Consider the following 18,725-nt stretch of genomic DNA (forward strand, 5'->3'; position numbering starts at 1 on the left):
TGGCCCAAGTCATTACAAAACGCGATGCCCATTCGAGAAAACAAGGCCGCAGTTGTCGCTGGACTTCTCCTCAGCCTTGCAACCGCGGCCACACCAACCCCTGCAGCACCAGTCCTGCGGGTCGGTGCGATTCCTGACCAAAATCCAGAAAAGCTCAACAGGCTCTACGGGGCGCTCTCCAGCGAGTTAGGTGAACAACTCAAGGTCAAGGTGCGTTACGTACCGGTTAGTAATTACACCGCAGCGGTCAGCGCTTTTCGAGCCGGGAGCCTCGACCTTGTCTGGTTCGGTGGCTTGACCGGAGTCCAGGCGCGCCTGCAAACACCTGGTGCCCGTGTTCTTGCCCAGCGCGATATCGATGCTCGGTTCACGAGTGTGTTCATCGCCAATGGCAGCAGTGGTTTACGCCCTTTGAGCAGCCAGGATCAGCTCATCCAGTTGAAAGGAAAACGATTCACGTTCGGCTCTGAGAGTTCGACCTCAGGTCGCCTGATGCCTCAATATTTCATGCAACAGGTTGGTGTTCTGCCAAGCCAATTCGCAGGCGGTCGCCCTGGATTCAGTGGAAGCCACGACGCCACCATTGCCCTGGTTCAGAGCGGTGCTTATCAGGTTGGTGCTCTCAACGAACAGGTCTGGAAGAGCAACGTCAAAAATGGCCGTATCGATCCAGCCAAAGTGCGTGTGATTTGGCGAACACCTTCCTACGTCGATTACCACTGGGTCGCACGACCTGGCCTTGATCAGCGGTTTGGGGCTGGGTTCACCCAACGGATTCAGACCACTCTGATCGGGTTAGAACCCGACACAAGCCGACGTGAGCTTGTGTTGTCACTGTTTGGTGCCAAGCGATTCATTCCAGCGAACGCCAACGACTACGCAGCAATCGAGAAGGTGGGCCGTCAGCTAGGAAAGATCCGTTGATCGGTGTTCTCGAGTTGGAGGAGGTGGCCTTCACAGGCCGTCTCCGTCCACTCAGTCTCCGAATCAATCCGGGAGAACACATCTGCCTGCTCGGCCGCAGCGGCGCTGGCAAGAGCACTCTGCTGCGGTTGGCCAATGGCAGTCTCAAGCCAGATCACGGCCTAGTCCGTTGGAACGGTACTGCGCTTCCACAGCTCTCGCGACGACGACGATGTGACATCGGCACCCTGTGGCAGGACCTGCTGCTTGTCGAAGAACTCAATGTCGTTCAGAACATCAACGCAGGGGCGCTGGGGCGGCATTCCCTGTTCTGGGCGCTTCGCAATCTTGTGGGCACTCTGAATGAGGGCGCCTGCCACGAGGTGATGCTCCAAGTTGGATTGGAGAGCGATCTGCTGTTCACGTCTGTGGCTGCGCTGTCGGGGGGGCAACGCCAGAGGGTTGCCCTCGCGAGGTTGCTCCGCCAGGAACCATCGTTGGTTCTCGCTGATGAACCCTTATCAGCCTTGGATCCAGCGCTCAGTGAGCTGGTTCTCGACCGACTCCTGATCCAGAGCAGCTGCCTCGTGAGTCTGCATCGTCCCGACCTTGCTTGCCGCTTCGATCGGGTGATTGGCCTGGTCGATGGAGAGCTGGTGTTGGACGAACCGGCAACGGGACTCAACCCGGACGATCTGACATGGCTTTACACAACGATCTGAGGCCAGCACTGCCATTGCTGCCGCTTTTGCCAGGAGTGGTCATACCAGTGCTCGCAGGGAAGGTCGCCCTGGATCTGCATGGAGGTGGACTGGATCTGCTTGCTGGTTTTTTCGGCGCAGCGCTGCACCCTTCATGGGATCTGACTCTGATCGAAGCCCTGTGGCGCGGGCTTCAAATCACCGTCTTCACGGCGATGTTGTCCTGGAGCGGGAGCTGCTTGTTCGGCTGCGTTCTCGGCTTCCTCAGTTCCGAAAAAATCTGCACATTGTTGATCAGCTCAGCCGCGCCTTCCCGATGGCTTCGGCGGGTTCTCGCTCCACTGCGATCGCTTCATGAACTGATCTGGGGATTGCTGCTGCTGCAGCTGTGTGGATTGAACGCCTGGGTTGCAGTTGCCGCCATCGCCCTCCCCTACACATCGTTAATGGCAAGGGTTGTTGCTGATCAGATCGACAGCCACGACACCCCAACACTGATGGCGCTTCAGTGCATGGGAGCCGGCTCTCTTGCCAACCTGCTGACAGCGCTCTGGCCTGCCGTCAGCACGTCTCTCGGTCATCACATGGACCATCGACTGGAGTGCGCGTTGCGCTCGGCACTGTTGTTGGGTGTTTTCGGCTTGGGGGGCCTGGGAACAGACCTGAAACTCAGCCTCCAGTCGCTGCAATTCCGTGAACTCTGGAGTGGACTCTGGTTGCTGGCGATTGTGATGGCGATGCTCGAACTGCTGGTGCACCGCAGCCGCTCGAAGCTTGTTCTACCGGCGATGGGCCTCGCACCCCTCATCGCCATCCCCTGGGGACGATCCCTGGATCTGGATCTTGCGATTCCAACGATCCTGCTGCCAGCGAATCCGCTGTTCACTGGCACGGTTCGAGAGTCCCTCGCTTCGGCACTGGCTTCCGCGCCCTGGGCTGATCTCATGCTGTCCACGCTCGGACTGACCCTGCTGGCCAGCGCCATCGCGATTGCTGGCCCCCCCCTGGGCTTGTTGCTCCTCCCAGGACGCTTGAGCAACATCACACAACGATTCGTCTGGGGCGGCCTGCGTTTGCTCCCCCCCCCACTGACGGCTTTGCTTTTGCTTCTACTGGCCAAACCCAGTCTCAGCCTTGCTGCCCTCGCTCTTGGTCTGCACCATTTGGGAATGATGGGGCGGGTCCTCCAAGATGATCTGGACTGCTCAACCGATCAGAATCATCTCGCCGTTCAGGCGATGGGGGCGGGGCCTCGCATCGCATGGCTCTACGGAAAACTGGCGATGAGCTGTCGCAGCTATCTGGCTTATTCCGCATACCGGGCCGATGTCATCCTGCGCGACACGGCGGTTGTGGGAATGGTTGGAGGTGCAGGACTCGGTTGGCAACTGATCGAATCACTAACGTCTTTTCATTGGGCGATGGTGTTCTGGCTGGTAATCGCCTACGCCTGCCTGACCAGTCTTGGTGAAGGACTGAGTCATTGGATGCTGGAGCGATGGGCCTGCAAAGCTGGCCAGCTGCAACAGGGGTCGAGTCGATGGCGATAGCTCCCAAGCAACTGGTGGTCCTGGGAGACAGTGGTGTCCACGGATGGGGAGATCGCGAAAGAGGTGGTTGGTGCGAGCGTCTCAGGCTGGATTGGATGGGGACGCCAAAAGGACCGGTGGTTTACGGCTTAGGTGTCCGTGGTGATGGTCTTGAGCGTGTTGCTGCCCGTTGGGAGCAGGAATGGACCTGTCGTGGTGAACTACGGCGCAAAACACCCGATGGGGTGATCCTGAGCATCGGATTGAACGACAGTGCCCGTGTCGGTCGTCCTGACGGCCGACCCCAGCTGAACCTCGATGGCTACAGCTTCGGAATGGGGCAGCTCCTTGACGAAATCAAGAGCCAGACCTCCGTTTTGGTGCTTGGACTGACACCGGTTGATGAACATGTGATGCCCTTTGCGGACTGTCTCTGGTACAGCAATCAGGAGGTTGCCGCTTACGAAAGGGCTCTTGGAGAGGTCTGCCAGGAGGTCGACGTTCCGTTTCTGGCCCTCCACGAATCGATGCGTGCACAGTCGGAGTGGCTCAGCTGGATCGAACCGGATGGGATCCATCTCAATGCCAGTGGCCATCACTGGATTCATCAACAGTTGGTTCAATGGGATGCCCTGCTTGGCTGGGCAGGACTGGAGCCACTCGCTAATGTGTGTGTTTCCTGATAATGGCCGACGGTATGGGACCGGAGCAAACCCCACAACCAACGAATCGCCAGGTCCCCGCACAGCGCAAAACGACGCTCAAATGGGATGCGAACGGCGAGCTAACAGCGGTTGATATGGCGAGGATCATTGATCGGCTCACCCATCCCGACTTGAACCGCTGTGATCTCGAATCAGCCTGATTCCCCTTTGTGGAGCTTGCTTTGATTCATGACATCGGAGGTCTAACAATCTCCAGTGAAACTTTTTCACTGATCTTGTCCGCAGCGCTGGTGTGAGTGGGTCACGACACGACACCTTGGTGTCGCTCAATGACACCTGAGTGTCCTGGCAAAACAACAGGAACAAAGCAACTTGTGGGGGTCATGCAGAACCCCCTTATGAGCGCAAAGAACGACCAAAAAACACATGAAAAGCACCGGAGATTGCCCGAATCAATTCGACGTCGCAACATCACATTTCTCGACCACCTTGGTTTGGTCCATCTGGTGGCACAACGTCAGCTTCAAAAGAGCACAGACTCCTATGACGATCTGGTGCAGGAATCGGCGTTGGGTGCACTGGCTGCTGTCGAACGATTTGATGAAGAACGAGGTTGTCGACCAAGCACCTACATCGTCAGTCGAGCCAATGGACAAATTCTTCACTATCGCCGCGATCGTTCCTCAATCATCAAGGTGCCATGGCGACATCGTGATCTCGCGATCAAAGCTGAAAGGCTTCAAAAACAGCAGACAGTCCGTGGCTTACCAGCCTTGAGTGAGGCGGAATTAGCCATGCATCTAGGTGTGGGTCTTGAGAAATTGCAAGCTTGTTGCCGAGGCGTTCAGAACTGCAAAACCTTGAGCCTTGACCAACCCCAACACCGGGGAAATCACGAGGTTGATGATCCACTCATGGGGTGCATCAAGACAGGCGATCAAAGCCATGATGATGAACACGCCTGGCTGATCTCAGCCCTAAAGAAACTTGACCCTTTCGCTCAACACTGGCTACTGGCTCACTATGTGGATGGATGTTCACTCCGTGATCTAGCGGGTCATTGCGGGATGAATACAGGACAGATGCGCATCCTGCTACGTGATGCCGTTCAACTTTTGAAAGCATGGGCTAAGCGAGATGGAGTCCTGAAGCCAATGCCATTGCCAGGAGTGCCGCGAAAAGGGTCTGAATCCCATTCACCGCTTCATTGCTGAGCCAATTGATCCGATGTTGCGCTAGTGCTCCCAGCAAGCTTTCGGCCAAGGTGGCAATCAAACCAACCACACTGATCAACAACAATTCAGATGTCGTTGTGATCAATCCGAAGAGCAACATCACCATTGACATCACCACACTTCCAACGGCACTCGCCAATGTTCCTTCCAGACTGATGGCTCCTTCGGTCCCTGCGGGTACGGGTTGAAGCGTTGTGATCAGCAATGTGGTCCGGCCCCAGCGTTGCCCGATTTCACTACCAAACGTATCTGCCAGTTTTGCCGCGAAACTGGCAGCAAATCCAATCATTAGCAACTTTGCGGGCTGGAGACCGCCTGCGACCATCAGAGCTAGCCCTGCGCCCACAGCTGCAGAACCCCAAACATTCTCTGGGCCGCGTCGTCCCCCACGACCTTCCTCCAAACCCCGCTGCTGCTTCACGGCCCAACCGAGTTTGGTCACAAGACTTCCCAGAACGAGATAAGCGACAACGGCACTCCAGCCCTGCCATCCCAGGGATCCCCAAAGAACAGTGCCCAAAATTCCAGCATTCACCCAACCTGCTGGAGTCAGCAGTGGAATCCGCTGTGCAAGCCCAATCAGCACTGCATTGACAAGAAATGCCGTTACCCAGATCACGGGAGTTGCGCTGCAACGGTGAGACTAAGAGAATGATCAATCATCCAAGAGGCCAGTGATCAAATTGAGGTCAACAATGAAGGAAGGGTCAAATCAAAGCTGTTATGTATCTGATTTTTCCCGTTTCAATTTAGAAAAGATGCTTGCTTCAAAAAAACTGAAACCCAGAAACAGAATTACAGGGTAAATCGGTGGAATCGAACACGAACCTCCCCAGACAAGGGGCAACCAGATCGCGGTCGACACCATAAAAAAACATGCCTTAACCAACAAGCTTCGTCGCAATTGACTGACATGAGAGGAGAGTGTCTGCGGTTGGCCGATACAAAAATGGATGTACATCAGAAAATACATGGCACTGATTAACAGAAAGGCCATGATCCAGTACAAATAATGCAAATTGGCCCACTCCATAATCACGGAATGAAATCCACTTATTCCCTTGCGACCATTCATTTCACCATTCATCATTTGAGCAAACGTTCCTGACTTCACCTTGATGATTAAGATGACATCTCCAGCCCCTAGGCATGTAAACGCCAAAAGCAATCCATTAATAAAATTCTGCAGCTGACGGTTCAATCCCCCGATTTTTATGATGCATTTTTGAGTCGACCAAAGCTCATAAAGAACCATAAAAGTAATGACATAGGCAGCAAATAAATATGCAATCACAATGACTTTCATCGAGACATCGATGGCTCCTGGGGGAACACTTACCAATTTGTTGACAAGTTCTGGCAGCTCAACCGCGATCAATGTCATCGCAACGGCATAAACGGCATCGATTAGTCCCATCCAGGCATCTGAATTTTCACTCTGGAGGTGATGAACCGAATGCCGTAATGCCATCTCAGAGGTGGAGAGAAGCCTGTCGTGGTTCTAGCTTGAATGCGATGCACAATCGAGCGCCTGACACGGTTTGAGCGATCCAATCGCTGCTTGTAATGAAGACAACAGAGCGTTCCCTATTCGTGTGGGCACCTCTTCGGCTGCGGGGTCACCCGCCGTTCGATCGATCGACACGCCTTCCTCATGTTGCACTCCCCTAAGGAAGGCTCAGCTGCGCGGCGTTGCACGAGAGAATTCAACCTATATGCAGTGCAGGCAACGTCATGGTGTTCAGCAGTAAGAGAAACAAATTCTTCCTGGTGCTTGAGAAGAGCGGCGCAACTACTCCCGTCGATCTCAAGCCAGAGGGAGATGCACCCTCCGTTGCTGAGCAGGCCAGTTCATCAGAACAAGCTGAATCGAAGCCGCCCGTTCTCCTGATTTCGGCACCAGCCTCAGGCCAAACCATTTCCTCAACCGAAACCAGCACCCCAGCCACCACATCGGTCGATCCTTCACCAGACGAGGTGAACACTGCAGCAACCACCGCCACCGGGGCAGAGTCAGTCCCAGCAGGGGCAGAGCCAGCAGAGCCAGCACCAAGTGTGGTGATAACCACCGCTGAATCGATCGCTGCCGAGCTCGCTGCTGCAGAGGCCGAACGCCCTGCGCTCACCTTCACCACATTCGCTCCTGAGAATCTGCTGCCAGGGCAAGCCCTGGTTCAACGGCGCAGACGGCCTGGCGCCAGCATGAAATCGTTCAGCGGGATGGCCGAAGAACTCTTCAAGAGCTGAGTGAGCGCCAACTCACCAAACTCACGGCAGCCCGAACTGCTGCTGTTGAAGTCCTGAGGATGGTCTGCCCCATCGCCACAGGTTCCCAACCTTTGTTGAGGGCTCGGTCTACTTCTGTTTCGGTCCATCCACCTTCCGGTCCCACCACCAACCAGGTCTCAAGGGGATCCTGGGACTTCAACAACCATTCATCCAAACGCTGTCTTGCGGCTGCCCGCGACACCGCAAACCCGATGCGCACGGATGGTCCAGGATCCCAGTGCTCCAGCGGGCAAGCGACCCTCAGTTCGGGCTTCCACAATCGCTCACACTGTTCGGTGGCTTCTCGGACCACGGTCTGCCAACGCTTTGGACGTAGTTCGGCCTGGGACGTGCAGCGATCCGCATGAAGCGGTTGAAAAACATCAACGCCTAGCTCAGTGGCCATCCTGAGCCAATCGTCCGTGCCTCGCCGGACAAGAGCCACAGCAAGCCCCAGCTTGGGACTTGGCATCGGCTCCTGATCGCGTGGATTCTCAACATCATCGGAGAGTCGCAGCGCTTGGCCTCGCACAAGCTGGGCGTGCCAGAGGTGCCCCCGCCCATCGATCAAGGCAACTGAATCCCCCACTCGCTTTCGCAATACCCTTCTTAGGTAGTGACCTTCCTCCTGATCAAGGGGCAACAGCTGCTCGTCGGATCTCAAATCCTCCAAACGGGCTGGGTCAACCAACAGACGACGCAGTTCAGCCACTTGGGGGAAAAATGCTGTCGGGATGGTCTTCCACCGGCCAGTCGGTGTTAACACCTCCCACAACCAGTTCCTCGATCTGGACAACATCCGTATCGAGCTGCCGCAGGGCATTGATCAACACATCAATCGCCACTCCATCGCTGGTCCCAAGATCCAACCAGCAACGTGCCCAATCCCCCTGGTATTCGAGCTGCCCCATGTTGTGCATCAGGGCAGGTATCACAGACTCTGCCTCTTCGTTGTCGTATCCCATCCAGCTGAGATCAGCACCTTCATCGTGAACCTGAAGGTTTTCAGCATTGAAACCCCCAAGGCGACCAATCACGTACCAACTGTCGAAGACTCCATCGACGTAATTGCGTTCACCTTGACTCGGAACTTCGGAGAAACGAAGCCACAACCAGCAGTTGAACGGATCGACTTCGCGGAATCGGACGTCCATGGGACCAAGGGTCAGCCTTCATCATGAGTCAAGCTGAAACACATGCTTCAACTCCAGCAGATCCACTACGCACCGGCCACTGCCAGCGAGCCCATTCTCCGCGGGATCGAGTTGTATGCAGCGCCGGGACGGCCCGTCCTTGTGGCCGGTGAAAGTGGATCCGGTAAATCCAGTCTGCTGGAGGTGATCAGCGGGTTGGCATCCAACAAGTCGGGCACAATCCGCTGGAACGGTTCCATCCTTAATCAACGCCAGAGACGGGCCTTGTGCGGAATGGTGTTCCAATTTCCCGAGCGATATTTTCTGGGATTAACCATTACTCAGGAACTGAAATTGGGGCATCGTCGTCTTTCAACCGACAGGATCAATCAGATTTTGTGCCGCGTCGGTCTTGAACAGATTGATCGAACCATGGCTCCAGAACGCCTGAGCGGTGGACAACAACGACGCCTATCCCTTGCCGTTCAACTGCTACGTGGTGCCCAGGTTCTGCTGCTGGATGAACCCACTGCAGGCCTCGACTGGTCGGTTCGAGACGATGTGTTGTCTTTACTGGCGGATCTGGCCCGCGATCAGGTGCTGATTGTTGTTACTCATGAGCCTGAACTGTTCCAGCGCTGGGCCTGTGATCGTCATCGTCTTGAGGCCGGCCAACTGACCTCTCTGACTACATTGCCCTGAAGAAGCAAATCAACGATGGCCGATCGGCTGGTCAGGGCAACGGCAGCCGGCGGTGGGATCCGTCTTGTTGCAGTCTCCACGACAGCTTCAGTGCAGGAAGCCAGAGACCGTCATGGGCTCTCGTACATCACAACAGTGATGCTTGGACGTGCCATGAGTGCCGGACTGATGTTGGCCAGTTCGATGAAAGTTCACCATGGCCGCGTGAACCTGCGCGTGGGGTCCGATGGCCCCCTTGGTGGGCTCATGGTGGACGCAGGACGAGACGGCTCGGTACGCGGTTACGTGGGAAAACCCGATCTGGAATTGGATCCGGTCGCCGATGATCTCGGGAACTACTGCTTTGATTTCCAGGCCGCTGCGGGGACCGGATACCTTCACATCGTCCGGGATGATGGTCAGGGCGAGCCCTTTACCAGCACGGTTGAACTGGTGAGTGGGGGTATTGGTGAGGACGTGGCGTCCTATCTGCTCCATTCTGAGCAGACACCATCCGGTGTGTTCGTTGGCGAGCAGATCAGCAGCACGAACCTGAGCTGCTCGGGTGGACTTCTGGTTCAGATTCTTCCCAAGGCGGCCGAAGAACCGGCGCTCGTGGCATTGATCGAGGAACGCTGCAGGGAGATCCAGGATTTCAGCACTCGACTCAGAGATTGTCAGGGGAATCTGGAAACGCTTCTGATGGATGTTTTTCCTGATCTAGATCCACAACCCCTCGAAGATGCTGATGCAAGCCAGTCAGTCAAGTTTCATTGTCCTTGCACGCGTAAGCGCAGCATTAATGCTTTGAAGATGCTGGGACCGACCGAATTAACCGACATGCTGGAAGTGGATGGAGGTGCTGAATTGACCTGCCATTTCTGCAACACGCAATATCAAATATCAGCAGAAGAATTGCAAGATCTGATCGCCGAATTTCCAAGCGTAGCCTGACTTAGCAGTCTGACTTAGAAAAGTTTAAGCAAGAAAAAGGATCGATATCCAGAGCAGCAGCAATGCAGGCAGAGCCTGAATTTGATCAGAACCAAGGTAAATCGGTGGAAGGGACACCGATGCGGTGATGGACGTACAAATCACCCCGATTAAGAGACCGGCAACCAAGAAGAACAGGCTCCAGCCCAGGGCAGGAAGGGCACGGCGTCCTCGGCGGACACTGCTGATGAAAGCTCCGATCACCGCCAATGACAGGATCAATTCCGTACTGCCTCTGGTGAAGACCAGAAAGAGCAGGCCAAGGGAGCCGCCAATCAGTCGAACGATCAGGCCCTGACCTTCGGCAAGACTCCATTGGGGGGTCAGCCCTGTGAACGACTGGGTCGGATCCGGCAGCTTGGCCCGAAGGCGCTGAACCACCCCAACTCCTGGAAGCCCCTGCGCAGGTCCTGGCTCAACCGGAGCCACCTCTTCTCTGGCCGATGCCCGTGCTGCCGCCTGGCTGAGCTGCCCGTCCTGCCGGTCCCGGAGCCGAGACATCAGGACAGCGTCATAGGCCGCCTCAATCTTCGCTTGAAGTTGCGGATCACCTCCCGCCTCAGTGATGCACCGCTCGCGGGCATCTTGAACCGCTTCAAAGCTCGCACCAGGCTTCAAACCAAGCCGCTGATAAGGGTCGTTGGCCCCAGACTCTGGACTCGGCTCGCTCACCGCAGCCATTGAGGTTCAAGAACAAACTTCAGTAGAGCGTATCGACGACAGTTCAAAAGAGGGGGGTGCCATGACAAAAACCCTCCGAACTTTCCAATCTGAGCCTGCAGCTGATTGCATCCTTCTCGTTCACCCAGCGACGTCTCTTCAGCAATGGCATCTGGGGTGGGAGGTGATAGGCCTCGATGATCTCGATCGGGTCTCCTCCGCCACGAAAGCAGACGTAGTCCGTGCCACCGTCTGATCGCGTTCGATGCAGCCAGAGAGTGTCCACAAAACGTCCTATTTCTTAATCCATCTTGGCGAGGCCCTGCTGCAGGCGCGAGGAAAAGCGTGTGTTGATGCGAACAGACATCCGGACTTCACAGCCCGAAAGGTGAGGCTTGACAGGGTTTAAGAAGAGGTTAAAGGTGGGTTATCGGGAGCTGAATGATGAAAACGATTCATGCATTGGTGGATCTCCTGCGCACTGAGGAGCAGGCTCGGACCTGCCTCACACGCAAAGATGCTCAGGAATGCATCCGACATGCCGAGCAAATGCGTCGACAGATCTGGGGACCGAATCGGCCCATGAGTTTTGTGAGCAACTGACCCCCGATGCCAACGGGTCAGTTTTTGGCCTGTTCCGGAGCACAGCTCATCATCAGAGGCTGATGGGTTCCACTCCGCTCACCACCGGTGCAACGTTGCTGAGTTTCAGTTCGGGGTGGTCCTCCTTGAGTTGATTGAGATTCCATTCGTTCTTGAACAGCAACACCGGTCGGTTCCAGGCATCACGCACTGTTTTGCAGTTGAAAATTCGACCAACCTTGTCGAGGCAAGACCAGCCACCTGACACCCACCGTGCCACCTGAAAACCAAGGGGTTCGAGGCGTGTTTCGACGCCGTACTCGTTTTCAAGCCGGTGCTGGACCACTTCAAGTTGAAGCTGTCCGACCGCAGCGAGGATGGGATCCCGTTTGCTTTCGTCGGTGTCGTAAAGAATCTGCACGGCACCTTCTTCGCGCAATTCGTTGACACCCTTGCGGAAGTTCTTAAACGCCGAGGGATTGGGATTCCGAAGCCAACTGAAGATTTCAGGACTGAAGCAGGGGATGCCTTCGTATTCCACCTTTGGACCCACATAAAGGGTGTCGCCGATCGCAAACATCCCTGGATTGTTCAGTCCAATCACATCCCCGGGATAGGCATCTTCAACCACGGCTCGATCTTGTCCGAACAACTTCTGGGGACGGGAGAGACGAATCGCTTTGCCTGTGCGGGCGTGCTTGACCGTCATGTCCTTCTCGAAACGACCGCTGCAGACCCGAACAAAGGCAACGCGGTCCCGATGGCGAGGATCCATATTGGCCTGCAGTTTGAACACAAATCCGCTGAATCCCTCGCGCAGCGGATCAACGAGCCCCTCAATGCTGGAGCGAGCTATCGGGCGCTGTGCCATCTCTAGGAAAGCATCAAGGAAGGGACGCACACCGAAATTGGTCATCGCTGAACCAAAGAACACCGGCGTGAGTTCGCCGGCATGAACCATCTCGAGATCCAATTCAGCACCCGCGGCCTCCAGCAGGTCCATCTCCTCAACAGCCAGATCCAGCAGGTCCTCTTCAACAAGGTCCCGAAGAGCTGGATCATCGAGGCAAAGACGCTGTTCGCTGGCCTGCTTGCCACGCTCCGCTCTGCTGAACAACACCACCTCTCGTGTGCGTCGATCGATCACGCCACGGAACTGCTCACCGCTACCGATCGGCCAGTTCACGGCCCAAGGGGTTAGATCTAGCTCCGATTCGATTTCATCGAGCAAAGCAAGCGGTTCCCGCCCAGGCCGATCCATCTTGTTGATGAACGTGAAGATCGGAATCTTTCGCATCCTGCAGACCTCGAACAACTTGCGTGTCTGCGGTTCAAGGCCTTTGGCGGCATCCTCAAGCATCACCGCGTTATCGGCGGCGGCGAGGGTTCTGTAGGTGTCCTCAGAGAAATCCTGGTGACCTGGTGTATCCAGAAGGTTGATTGTCGTGGTGTCGTAGTCGAACTGGAGAACGGTTGAGGTGATGGAAATACCGCGCTGTTTCTCAAGTTCCATCCAATCGGATGTCACCTTGCGCTGTTCACCTCTTGCCTTGACCGCACCAGCCTGCTGAATGGCACCGCCGTAGAGCAACAATTTTTCGGTCAGTGTCGTTTTGCCCGCATCTGGGTGGGAAATGATCGCGAAGTTTCGGCGGCTATCGACCGCGGCAGCCACGACCTGGGCCAGGTCAGTTTCCTTTGCTGTTGAACTGCCGCTCATCAGTCGTCCTCAATCCACCAAGCCTGACACCACCAGATAACGATCTCCCTCCTCCTCGACGGAGAGGGAGGGGAGCCCGCACTGCTGAAGTTGTTGCTTCACTTCCTCCGCGGTGAATGCCGCCACGAGCGAGGCCAAGAAATCACGGATCAGAACATCCGGTGCGTCGGGGAGATGACGCTGCTGAAGTTGATGGGCATTCGCCATGCTGCACGGACGTCTGAGGTCGCGATGCAGGGTCAGACATCCAGGTGCGGCGAGATGGCGTGTGACCCGCCAGAGCAATTCAGGTTCGTGCAGATGATGCAGCAGGCTGTTGCTGATCACCACATCGGCCCTGTGTTGAAGATCGGAGCACGGTCCGCGGTCCAGACAATCCTGCAGCCTTAGAACGCGGAAATCAAAACGGCTGTTGCCCTGGCCAGCCTTCGCACGAGCACGCTGGATCATTGGAGCCGAGCCGTCGATCCCCACAATGCGGGCCTGGTCGAATTGACTGGCTAAGCGCAGGGCAATGTTTCCAGGACCACAACCGAGATCAACGATGCAGAGATCGGATCGTTGTTGAAATTCGGAACTCAACATGGACATCACCAGGTCCACCAGATGGGCATCTCCCTCGTTGAAATCCGCTTCGGCATAGGCCTGCACCTGGATCTGATCATTCATCAGCTCGGGTTCTGGCTGCCGCTGCATCGAAAGCTGCTGTCTGGACCATCAGTCTGAACAAAGCGCTGCCGATAGTGGGAATGAAACCTTGCTGACCCCATCTATGGCGTTAGGGTTCGGTCAATCCCTGTGCCCAGCCGCACGTGACCCTGACACCGAGTCGCACTGAGGTCGCCGCCAACGACCGCGCCCGTTTCGGCGATTTTCCGATTACTGCACCAGCAGCCAACCCGGTGTTCTACCGGACCTACAGCCGCCGCACTCCCGAGGGCAGAGAAAGCTGGTCACAGGTCGGTGAGCGCAATCTGAATGGCTTGCGCCGACTGGGCCATCTCAACGACGAGGAAGTCGCTTTTCTGGCTCGGATGCAGGCAACAAAAACCGCCTTGCCCTCCGGCCGCTGGCTCTGGATCGGGGGCACGGATTGGATTGAACAACCCATCAATTTTTCAGGCGCTTACAACTGCACCTCAACCAATCTTGTCGATTGGGATGCTTTTGGTCTGATGATGGACCTGGCGATGATGGGGTGTGGCACCGGCGCCATCATCGAACCGCATCTGATTGATCGGCTGCCGCAGATCAGGAATCCGATCACGGTGTTGAACGTGTCGGACATCGGCGTTACCCCAGCCGGCTCCCGTCAGGATGCCTGCACGCACTCAATCGAAGGCAACCAGGTCAAGATCAAGGTCGGCGATACCCGGCGCGGTTGGGTGGACAGCTATCAGCTAATGCTGGAGCTGAGCAGCGATGCGCGATTCAAGGGACAAACCGTCGAAGTTGAGGTGGATCTCTCCGACGTGCGGCCCGTGGGAGAGACCCTCAAGGGTTTTGGCGGGATGGCCAATCCCGTGAAACTGAAGGATCTCTATCACCGGGTCTCAAAGCTGCTGAACAAAGCGGTTGGGCGACAGCTGAGCTCAGTGGAGTGCTGCCTTCTGATCGATGAGGCAGCGGTCACAATCGTTGCAGGCAACATCCGCCGAAGCGCGGGAATGCGTCAGTTCGCTGCCGATGACCAGGCAGCGTCTTCGGCGAAGGACAATTTGTGGCAGCAGGATGATCAGGGCAACTGGCGGATCGATCCCGACCGCGATGCCCTGCGAATGGCCAACCACACCCGTGTGTATCACACGCGACCCTGTAAAGAGGTTGTGCTCGCGGCGGTCACCAAACAGTTCCATTCCGGCGAGGGGGCCATCCAATTCGCCCCCGAAGCGATTGCCAGATCGAATGCAGACCTGCTGTCGACAGCGGAGTTACGTCGGGAATTCATCGAGATCTACTGCGATCAGGGGCGAGAAGAAGCTGGTCGCTGGTTGCAGCTGAATCACGGCCCCATGGATGAGGCCGAGCTGGCGCACCGGCTCGGGCGCTACGGGCTCAATCCCTGTGGGGAGATTCTCGGTGCGGACTTCCACTGCAACCTTGCGGAAATTCACCTCAACCAAATCGACCCGAGTGATCATCAAGCACAGGACGATGCCTTCCGAGCCGGTGCATTGTCCGTGGCGTGCTTACTGAACCACCGCTTCGAGGTCGAACGCTATCGCCAGAGCCGTGCCTGGGATCCAATCGTTGGAGTGAGCTTCACAGGCCTCTTTGACTTCTTCGTCCATGCCTTTGGCAGCGATTGGTTGCGTTGGTGGGAAGCGGGTCGGCCTGACACCGCGCAAGGCCAGAAGTTCAAGGAACAAGAGGCCTCCTATCTGAGCCGCTGGAAGACGGTGGTCAACGAAACAGTGTGGGATTACTGCGACCGGCATGGCCTGCGTCGACCCAACCGGTGCACCACAGTTCAGCCGGCGGGGACGAAAAGCTTGCTAACCGGAGCCGCTCCTGGCTGGCACCCACCAAAGGCCCAGCGCTTCATTCGTCGGATCACCTTTCGTAAAAATGACCCTGTAGCGATGGCCTGTATGGACTACGGCTACACAATTGTGCCGTCTCAATCCGATAAGGATGACGAAGGTCGTCTGCTGAACGATCCGTTCGACCCACGCTGCACCGAATGGCTGGTGGAAATTCCCACAGAAGTGAGCTGGGCCAATCTTCCAGGAGCAGACGCAGTCGATATCAATGGCTTTTCAGCCATGGCGCAATTCGACTTCTACATGCAGGTGCAAAGCCACTACACAGCCCACAACACCTCGGCCACCATCGAATTTCGTGAGCATGAGATCGAGCCACTCGCCGATGCCCTTCACAAGGCCATGGACGATGGTGAGGGCTATATCTCGGCTGCACTGCTGGCGCGTTTCGACGCCAATGCGACGTTCCCACGCCTGCCATTCGAGCCCATTGATGCAGAAACCTATGAACAGCTTCAGGCGGACGTTGTCAAACGGCGTGTCAGCAACGAATTCTTCGACGCCTTGAAGCGTTACGACCAAGGAGAACTCACAGAAGCCGGTCCGGCCGGCTGCGACTCAGACAAGTGTCTGCTGCCACTGGCAAAACCGGAAAGCTGATCGAAGCAGGGGCCCTGGATTAGATTGGCCCAGGTTCAACAAGGTTGGGCCTGGACCCCCTGGAGAGGTGGTCGAGTGGTTTATGGCTCTGGTCTTGAAAACCAGCGTGGGTGCAAGCCCACCGTCGGTTCGAATCCGACCCTCTCCGCTTTCTAAAATCAGTCACCGACTTAAAGCCCTGTCTCTGACGGGGTTTTTTATTGTTTGCGCTGGGACGTGGAGTTGCGCAGCCCTTGGCGGCATTGCAAGATCTGGCAAGGCTTTGGACCCCAAAACGGTCCACTTTCGGTCCACCGGTCCACCTGCCTGATGACCCTCGATCTATTGATCACTGCAACCAATGCCAGCCTCAAGGCAAGAGGGATTCGCTTGGTGGTTGAGCAGCGCAAGGAGTCACTCTGCCTGCGTGGGACATGGACTGATGGCACTGGCATTCGTAAACGGCAGCGCCTGCCTCTCGGAATTGCTGCAACCCCGAAAGGGGTAACCGAAGCAGATGCAGCCGCAGCAAAGGCATGGGTCGCGATCACTGCAGGAGTTGATCCAATCAACGTGTTGACACCAGTGGTGAAAGCTGGCCCAGGGGGTGAAGGTCCAGACCGGTCCACCGTTGCGGAGGTGGTGGACCGTTTTGAGCAGGACTTCTGGTCATCGAGGGCGAGGACCGCAGCAGCCGAACAGACCTGGCAACGGATCAGGAATGAACTCCAGCGCCTGCCGGCCCAGGCAGCACTGACAATTGAACTCCTCGAAGCGACGGCATCAGCAAAAACCGAGCCCGACACGCGGAGCCGCCTCGAAGCTTGCAAGGTTTATAAGCGACTGGCCGTATTCGCAGGGATAGGGGAGACAACACGTCTCGATCGACTCCGGGGTACTTACGAACCCGAGGAACGTGAGCTGCCGAGTGACGAGCAATTGATCGCGCTTTTGGATGAAGTGCGAGACAGCAAGTGGGGCTGGGTGATGTGTGCGGCGGCCACCTTCGGGGTGCGGCCGGCCGAAGTGCCCTCACTGGAGCTGAATGGGGATGGGACAGCTTCGGCAATCACCCTGAAACGTCACGGGCGAAAGCCAACACTCCGGACTTGCATGGCCTTGCCGGGCGATTGGGTGGAGCGGTGGAATCTGCAAAACGTCGACATCCCCGGTGAAGCCCGCTGGATCAGGCCGGAGCACTACAGCAGCGATGAAGGCCGCCGCTGGGTCAGTGCCTGGAGGCATGGATTGCGCACGAAGAAGAACCAGGCGTTACTTCAAGAGCACCTCACGGAGGGATTTGACAACGTGACCCTGCGGCACTGCTGGGCGGTGAGGTCGATTAAGGCCGGGCTGCCGGTGTCATTGGCAGCGAAGGCGATGGGACACGCCATTCAGGTTCATGAGCGGCAATATCACCGTTGGCTTCAAGCAACTGACCTGCGTGAAGCGATGGCACGCCTGGCCTTGTGACAGTTGGGTCTAGTTCAACCACTGAGTGGTGGTGAAAAAGCTTCGCGAATAATGCAAAAAGCATGCCGATAGGCGAAGGATGTGTAGCAACTGCGAACGAAAGTATCTTGTTTGGGTCAGTTCTTGTCTCATTAGTGAAAAAGTTGTGATCACAGTCACTCAGGCAGGGTAACAATTAGTGGCACAAAGATATTGTCAGCAATTGCAATGTCGCCGTACGTTGTGGTCATGCGGTGATCCGCAGAACACTTTTTTCAAAAACACATGACCCCCACCGAAAAGGGTGCGGCGGGAAGTTCTGTCTTGATGCAGCTTCTTTTATCGCGCATGGAATCAATGGAGGCGGCGATGAGAGATCTCGCCAGAAAAGTCACACCTCCAGGCAAAACATGGATGGATCCGTGTGAGTTTGCTGCAATCATGGGAGTGACAACGCAAACCATCCGGGAATGGGTGGCAAAGGGACGTTTCTCTGAGCGTTCCCATCGCACCCACATCACATCGGGTGGGAAGAAGATCAATCAATTCCACTCCCTCCACGCACCCGCAGAAGTTGGAGGCGGGCAGTGACACCCGGACAGATCCATCAGCACGCGGAGGCGATTGCAGAGCAGTTGGCTGAGGCGAGGGAAAAGCTGGATCAGGCAAGCGATGAGCTCTGGCTGCTCAGACGGATTGCGCTGGATCAGACCCAGGCGAAGTCAGCAATACATAAGAGGCGTAAATAGATGGGGCAAGATATACGCTCAGCGCATAATCGCTATCCGTTGTGGTTAGCCGGCGTTAGGTTTCTATGTATCCACCTAGAGCGCAAAAATGATGGCGACGGCTTCTCTCATCCCTGGCAAGTTGCTTGATACCGAGGCCGGGCGTTTTTGCTTTAAAGCGCAAACACGCCTGGGAAGGAATGAAACGCAGCTGCTGGATTCTTTGGCGGCTGAGTTTGGGATCAGCAGGTCGCATCTCGTGCGGCGACTGTTGGTGGAGCGGTTGCTTGAACTGAAGCGATTTGGCCACTGATTAATAGGCACAAAAAAAGCCTGGACGGACGCCACTCCGA

23 protein-coding genes and 1 tRNA gene are annotated in these 18,725 nt (G+C 56.3%); 17 read left to right on the top strand and 7 right to left on the bottom strand.

Features of this window, described 5'->3' with window-relative positions:
- Positions 1-24 precede the first annotated feature (24 nt).
- The 6 genes from SIB64_RS10160 (at position 25) to SIB64_RS10185 (ending at position 5,012) form a co-directional block, all read left to right on the top strand.
- Positions 25-924, top strand: a complete 900-nt coding sequence (locus SIB64_RS10160; protein ID WP_413440101.1) for a putative selenate ABC transporter substrate-binding protein — start codon at positions 25-27, stop codon at positions 922-924.
- A complete protein-coding gene (locus SIB64_RS10165; RefSeq protein WP_413440102.1) occupies positions 921-1,625 on the top strand; it encodes a phosphonate ABC transporter ATP-binding protein in 705 nt (234 codons plus the stop codon). Before SIB64_RS10160 ends, SIB64_RS10165 begins: the two co-directional genes overlap by 4 nt.
- Positions 1,604-3,154 (top strand): phosphonate ABC transporter, encoded by a 1,551-nt coding sequence (locus tag SIB64_RS10170; RefSeq protein ID WP_413440103.1) that lies wholly within the window; start codon positions 1,604-1,606, stop codon positions 3,152-3,154. The genes SIB64_RS10165 and SIB64_RS10170 overlap by 22 nt, the downstream gene beginning before the upstream one ends.
- Positions 3,145-3,816 (top strand): GDSL-type esterase/lipase family protein, encoded by a 672-nt coding sequence (locus SIB64_RS10175; RefSeq protein WP_413440104.1) that lies wholly within the window; start codon positions 3,145-3,147, stop codon positions 3,814-3,816. Before SIB64_RS10170 ends, SIB64_RS10175 begins: the two co-directional genes overlap by 10 nt.
- A 2-nt stretch (positions 3,817-3,818) precedes the next feature.
- On the top strand, positions 3,819-3,998 hold the full coding sequence (locus tag SIB64_RS10180; RefSeq protein WP_413443088.1) for a hypothetical protein: 180 nt from the start codon (positions 3,819-3,821) through the stop codon (positions 3,996-3,998).
- Positions 3,999-4,241: 243 nt separating this feature from the next.
- Positions 4,242-5,012, top strand: coding sequence for a sigma-70 family RNA polymerase sigma factor (locus SIB64_RS10185; protein WP_413440105.1), 771 nt, complete (start codon positions 4,242-4,244; stop codon positions 5,010-5,012).
- On the opposite strand, the gene SIB64_RS10190 is transcribed toward SIB64_RS10185, so the two are convergent.
- Positions 4,927-5,649, bottom strand: coding sequence for a DUF92 domain-containing protein (locus SIB64_RS10190; RefSeq protein WP_413442983.1), 723 nt, complete (start codon positions 5,647-5,649; stop codon positions 4,927-4,929). The two genes, SIB64_RS10185 and SIB64_RS10190, sit on opposite strands and share 86 nt — an antisense overlap.
- Positions 5,650-5,754: 105 nt before the next feature.
- On the bottom strand, positions 5,755-6,504 hold the full coding sequence (locus tag SIB64_RS10195; protein WP_413440106.1) for a TMEM175 family protein: 750 nt from the start codon (positions 6,502-6,504) through the stop codon (positions 5,755-5,757).
- 263 nt (positions 6,505-6,767) lie between these two features.
- On the opposite strand from SIB64_RS10195, the gene SIB64_RS10200 reads away from it, so the two are divergent.
- On the top strand, positions 6,768-7,280 hold the full coding sequence (locus tag SIB64_RS10200; RefSeq protein WP_413440107.1) for a hypothetical protein: 513 nt from the start codon (positions 6,768-6,770) through the stop codon (positions 7,278-7,280).
- Here the strand turns inward: SIB64_RS10200 and SIB64_RS10205 are convergent.
- Complete coding sequence (locus tag SIB64_RS10205; protein ID WP_413440108.1) at positions 7,270-8,013, bottom strand: 16S rRNA (uracil(1498)-N(3))-methyltransferase; 744 nt, start codon at positions 8,011-8,013, stop codon at positions 7,270-7,272. The genes SIB64_RS10200 and SIB64_RS10205 overlap by 11 nt on opposite strands.
- A complete protein-coding gene (locus SIB64_RS10210; protein WP_413440109.1) occupies positions 8,006-8,455 on the bottom strand; it encodes a DUF3531 family protein in 450 nt (149 codons plus the stop codon). The genes SIB64_RS10205 and SIB64_RS10210 overlap by 8 nt, the downstream gene beginning before the upstream one ends.
- Before the next feature lie 42 nt (positions 8,456-8,497).
- On the opposite strand from SIB64_RS10210, the gene SIB64_RS10215 reads away from it, so the two are divergent.
- The gene (locus SIB64_RS10215) at positions 8,498-9,136 is read left to right on the top strand and encodes an ABC transporter ATP-binding protein (protein ID WP_413440110.1); all 639 of its coding nucleotides are present in this window, start codon (positions 8,498-8,500) and stop codon (positions 9,134-9,136) included.
- A 15-nt stretch (positions 9,137-9,151) separates the two neighbouring features.
- Positions 9,152-10,069 (top strand): Hsp33 family molecular chaperone HslO, encoded by a 918-nt coding sequence (gene hslO, locus SIB64_RS10220; protein WP_413440111.1) that lies wholly within the window; start codon positions 9,152-9,154, stop codon positions 10,067-10,069.
- Positions 10,070-10,093: 24 nt separating this feature from the next.
- On the opposite strand, the gene SIB64_RS10225 is transcribed toward hslO, so the two are convergent.
- Entirely contained in the window at positions 10,094-10,789 is a 696-nt protein-coding gene (locus tag SIB64_RS10225) for a CPP1-like family protein (protein WP_413440112.1), read from the bottom strand.
- A 61-nt stretch (positions 10,790-10,850) separates the two neighbouring features.
- On the opposite strand from SIB64_RS10225, the gene SIB64_RS10230 reads away from it, so the two are divergent.
- Positions 10,851-11,024, top strand: coding sequence for a hypothetical protein (locus SIB64_RS10230; RefSeq protein ID WP_413440113.1), 174 nt, complete (start codon positions 10,851-10,853; stop codon positions 11,022-11,024).
- Positions 11,025-11,209: 185 nt separating this feature from the next.
- Positions 11,210-11,371, top strand: coding sequence for a hypothetical protein (locus tag SIB64_RS10235; RefSeq protein ID WP_413440114.1), 162 nt, complete (start codon positions 11,210-11,212; stop codon positions 11,369-11,371).
- Positions 11,372-11,423: 52 nt separating this feature from the next.
- On the opposite strand, the gene SIB64_RS10240 is transcribed toward SIB64_RS10235, so the two are convergent.
- Entirely contained in the window at positions 11,424-13,070 is a 1,647-nt protein-coding gene (locus SIB64_RS10240) for a peptide chain release factor 3 (RefSeq protein ID WP_413440115.1), read from the bottom strand.
- 9 nt (positions 13,071-13,079) lie between these two features.
- Positions 13,080-13,766: a class I SAM-dependent methyltransferase gene (locus tag SIB64_RS10245; protein ID WP_413440116.1), complete on the bottom strand. Its 687-nt coding sequence runs from the start codon at positions 13,764-13,766 to the stop codon at positions 13,080-13,082.
- Between the two features lie 116 nt (positions 13,767-13,882).
- Here SIB64_RS10245 and nrdJ point away from each other — a divergent pair, with 116 nt between their 5' ends.
- From nrdJ to SIB64_RS10275, 6 genes are all read left to right on the top strand, one after another.
- Positions 13,883-16,213: a ribonucleoside-triphosphate reductase, adenosylcobalamin-dependent gene (nrdJ, locus tag SIB64_RS10250; RefSeq protein ID WP_413440117.1), complete on the top strand. Its 2,331-nt coding sequence runs from the start codon at positions 13,883-13,885 to the stop codon at positions 16,211-16,213.
- Positions 16,214-16,274: 61 nt separating this feature from the next.
- Positions 16,275-16,361 (top strand) — tRNA-Ser (locus tag SIB64_RS10255).
- Positions 16,362-16,429: 68 nt separating this feature from the next.
- Positions 16,430-17,665: a hypothetical protein gene (locus SIB64_RS10260; RefSeq protein ID WP_413440118.1), complete on the top strand. Its 1,236-nt coding sequence runs from the start codon at positions 16,430-16,432 to the stop codon at positions 17,663-17,665.
- Positions 17,666-17,929: 264 nt separating this feature from the next.
- Positions 17,930-18,235 (top strand): hypothetical protein, encoded by a 306-nt coding sequence (locus tag SIB64_RS10265; protein ID WP_413440119.1) that lies wholly within the window; start codon positions 17,930-17,932, stop codon positions 18,233-18,235.
- Complete coding sequence (locus tag SIB64_RS10270; RefSeq protein WP_413440120.1) at positions 18,232-18,393, top strand: hypothetical protein; 162 nt, start codon at positions 18,232-18,234, stop codon at positions 18,391-18,393. Before SIB64_RS10265 ends, SIB64_RS10270 begins: the two co-directional genes overlap by 4 nt.
- An 88-nt stretch (positions 18,394-18,481) precedes the next feature.
- Positions 18,482-18,685, top strand: a complete 204-nt coding sequence (locus SIB64_RS10275; protein ID WP_413440121.1) for a hypothetical protein — start codon at positions 18,482-18,484, stop codon at positions 18,683-18,685.
- The last annotated feature ends 40 nt before the right edge of the window (positions 18,686-18,725 follow it).

It is taken from the genome of Synechococcus sp. MIT S1220 (genome assembly GCF_047303025.1).
In the GTDB taxonomy this organism is placed as follows: domain Bacteria; phylum Cyanobacteriota; class Cyanobacteriia; order PCC-6307; family Cyanobiaceae; genus Parasynechococcus.

Bases quoted from the DNA above. Each gene is read 5' to 3' on its own strand.
- SIB64_RS10195 (WP_413440106.1), bottom strand. From the start codon at position 6,504: ATGGCATTACGGCATTCGGTTCATCACCTCCAGAGTGAAAATTCAGAT.
- SIB64_RS10225 (WP_413440112.1), bottom strand. From the start codon at position 10,789: ATGGCTGCGGTGAGCGAGCCGAGTCCAGAGTCTGGGGCCAACGACCCT.
- SIB64_RS10275 (WP_413440121.1), top strand. From the start codon at position 18,482: ATGATGGCGACGGCTTCTCTCATCCCTGGCAAGTTGCTTGATACCGAG.
- SIB64_RS10200 (WP_413440107.1), top strand. From the start codon at position 6,768: ATGGTGTTCAGCAGTAAGAGAAACAAATTCTTCCTGGTGCTTGAGAAG.
- SIB64_RS10240 (WP_413440115.1), bottom strand. From the start codon at position 13,070: ATGAGCGGCAGTTCAACAGCAAAGGAAACTGACCTGGCCCAGGTCGTG.
- SIB64_RS10210 (WP_413440109.1), bottom strand. From the start codon at position 8,455: ATGGACGTCCGATTCCGCGAAGTCGATCCGTTCAACTGCTGGTTGTGG.
- SIB64_RS10235 (WP_413440114.1), top strand. From the start codon at position 11,210: ATGATGAAAACGATTCATGCATTGGTGGATCTCCTGCGCACTGAGGAG.
- SIB64_RS10160 (WP_413440101.1), top strand. From the start codon at position 25: ATGCCCATTCGAGAAAACAAGGCCGCAGTTGTCGCTGGACTTCTCCTC.
- SIB64_RS10230 (WP_413440113.1), top strand. From the start codon at position 10,851: ATGACAAAAACCCTCCGAACTTTCCAATCTGAGCCTGCAGCTGATTGC.
- SIB64_RS10170 (WP_413440103.1), top strand. From the start codon at position 1,604: ATGGCTTTACACAACGATCTGAGGCCAGCACTGCCATTGCTGCCGCTT.
- SIB64_RS10265 (WP_413440119.1), top strand. From the start codon at position 17,930: ATGACCCCCACCGAAAAGGGTGCGGCGGGAAGTTCTGTCTTGATGCAG.
- SIB64_RS10245 (WP_413440116.1), bottom strand. From the start codon at position 13,766: ATGCAGCGGCAGCCAGAACCCGAGCTGATGAATGATCAGATCCAGGTG.
- SIB64_RS10180 (WP_413443088.1), top strand. From the start codon at position 3,819: ATGGCCGACGGTATGGGACCGGAGCAAACCCCACAACCAACGAATCGC.
- SIB64_RS10215 (WP_413440110.1), top strand. From the start codon at position 8,498: ATGCTTCAACTCCAGCAGATCCACTACGCACCGGCCACTGCCAGCGAG.
- hslO (WP_413440111.1), top strand. From the start codon at position 9,152: ATGGCCGATCGGCTGGTCAGGGCAACGGCAGCCGGCGGTGGGATCCGT.
- SIB64_RS10175 (WP_413440104.1), top strand. From the start codon at position 3,145: ATGGCGATAGCTCCCAAGCAACTGGTGGTCCTGGGAGACAGTGGTGTC.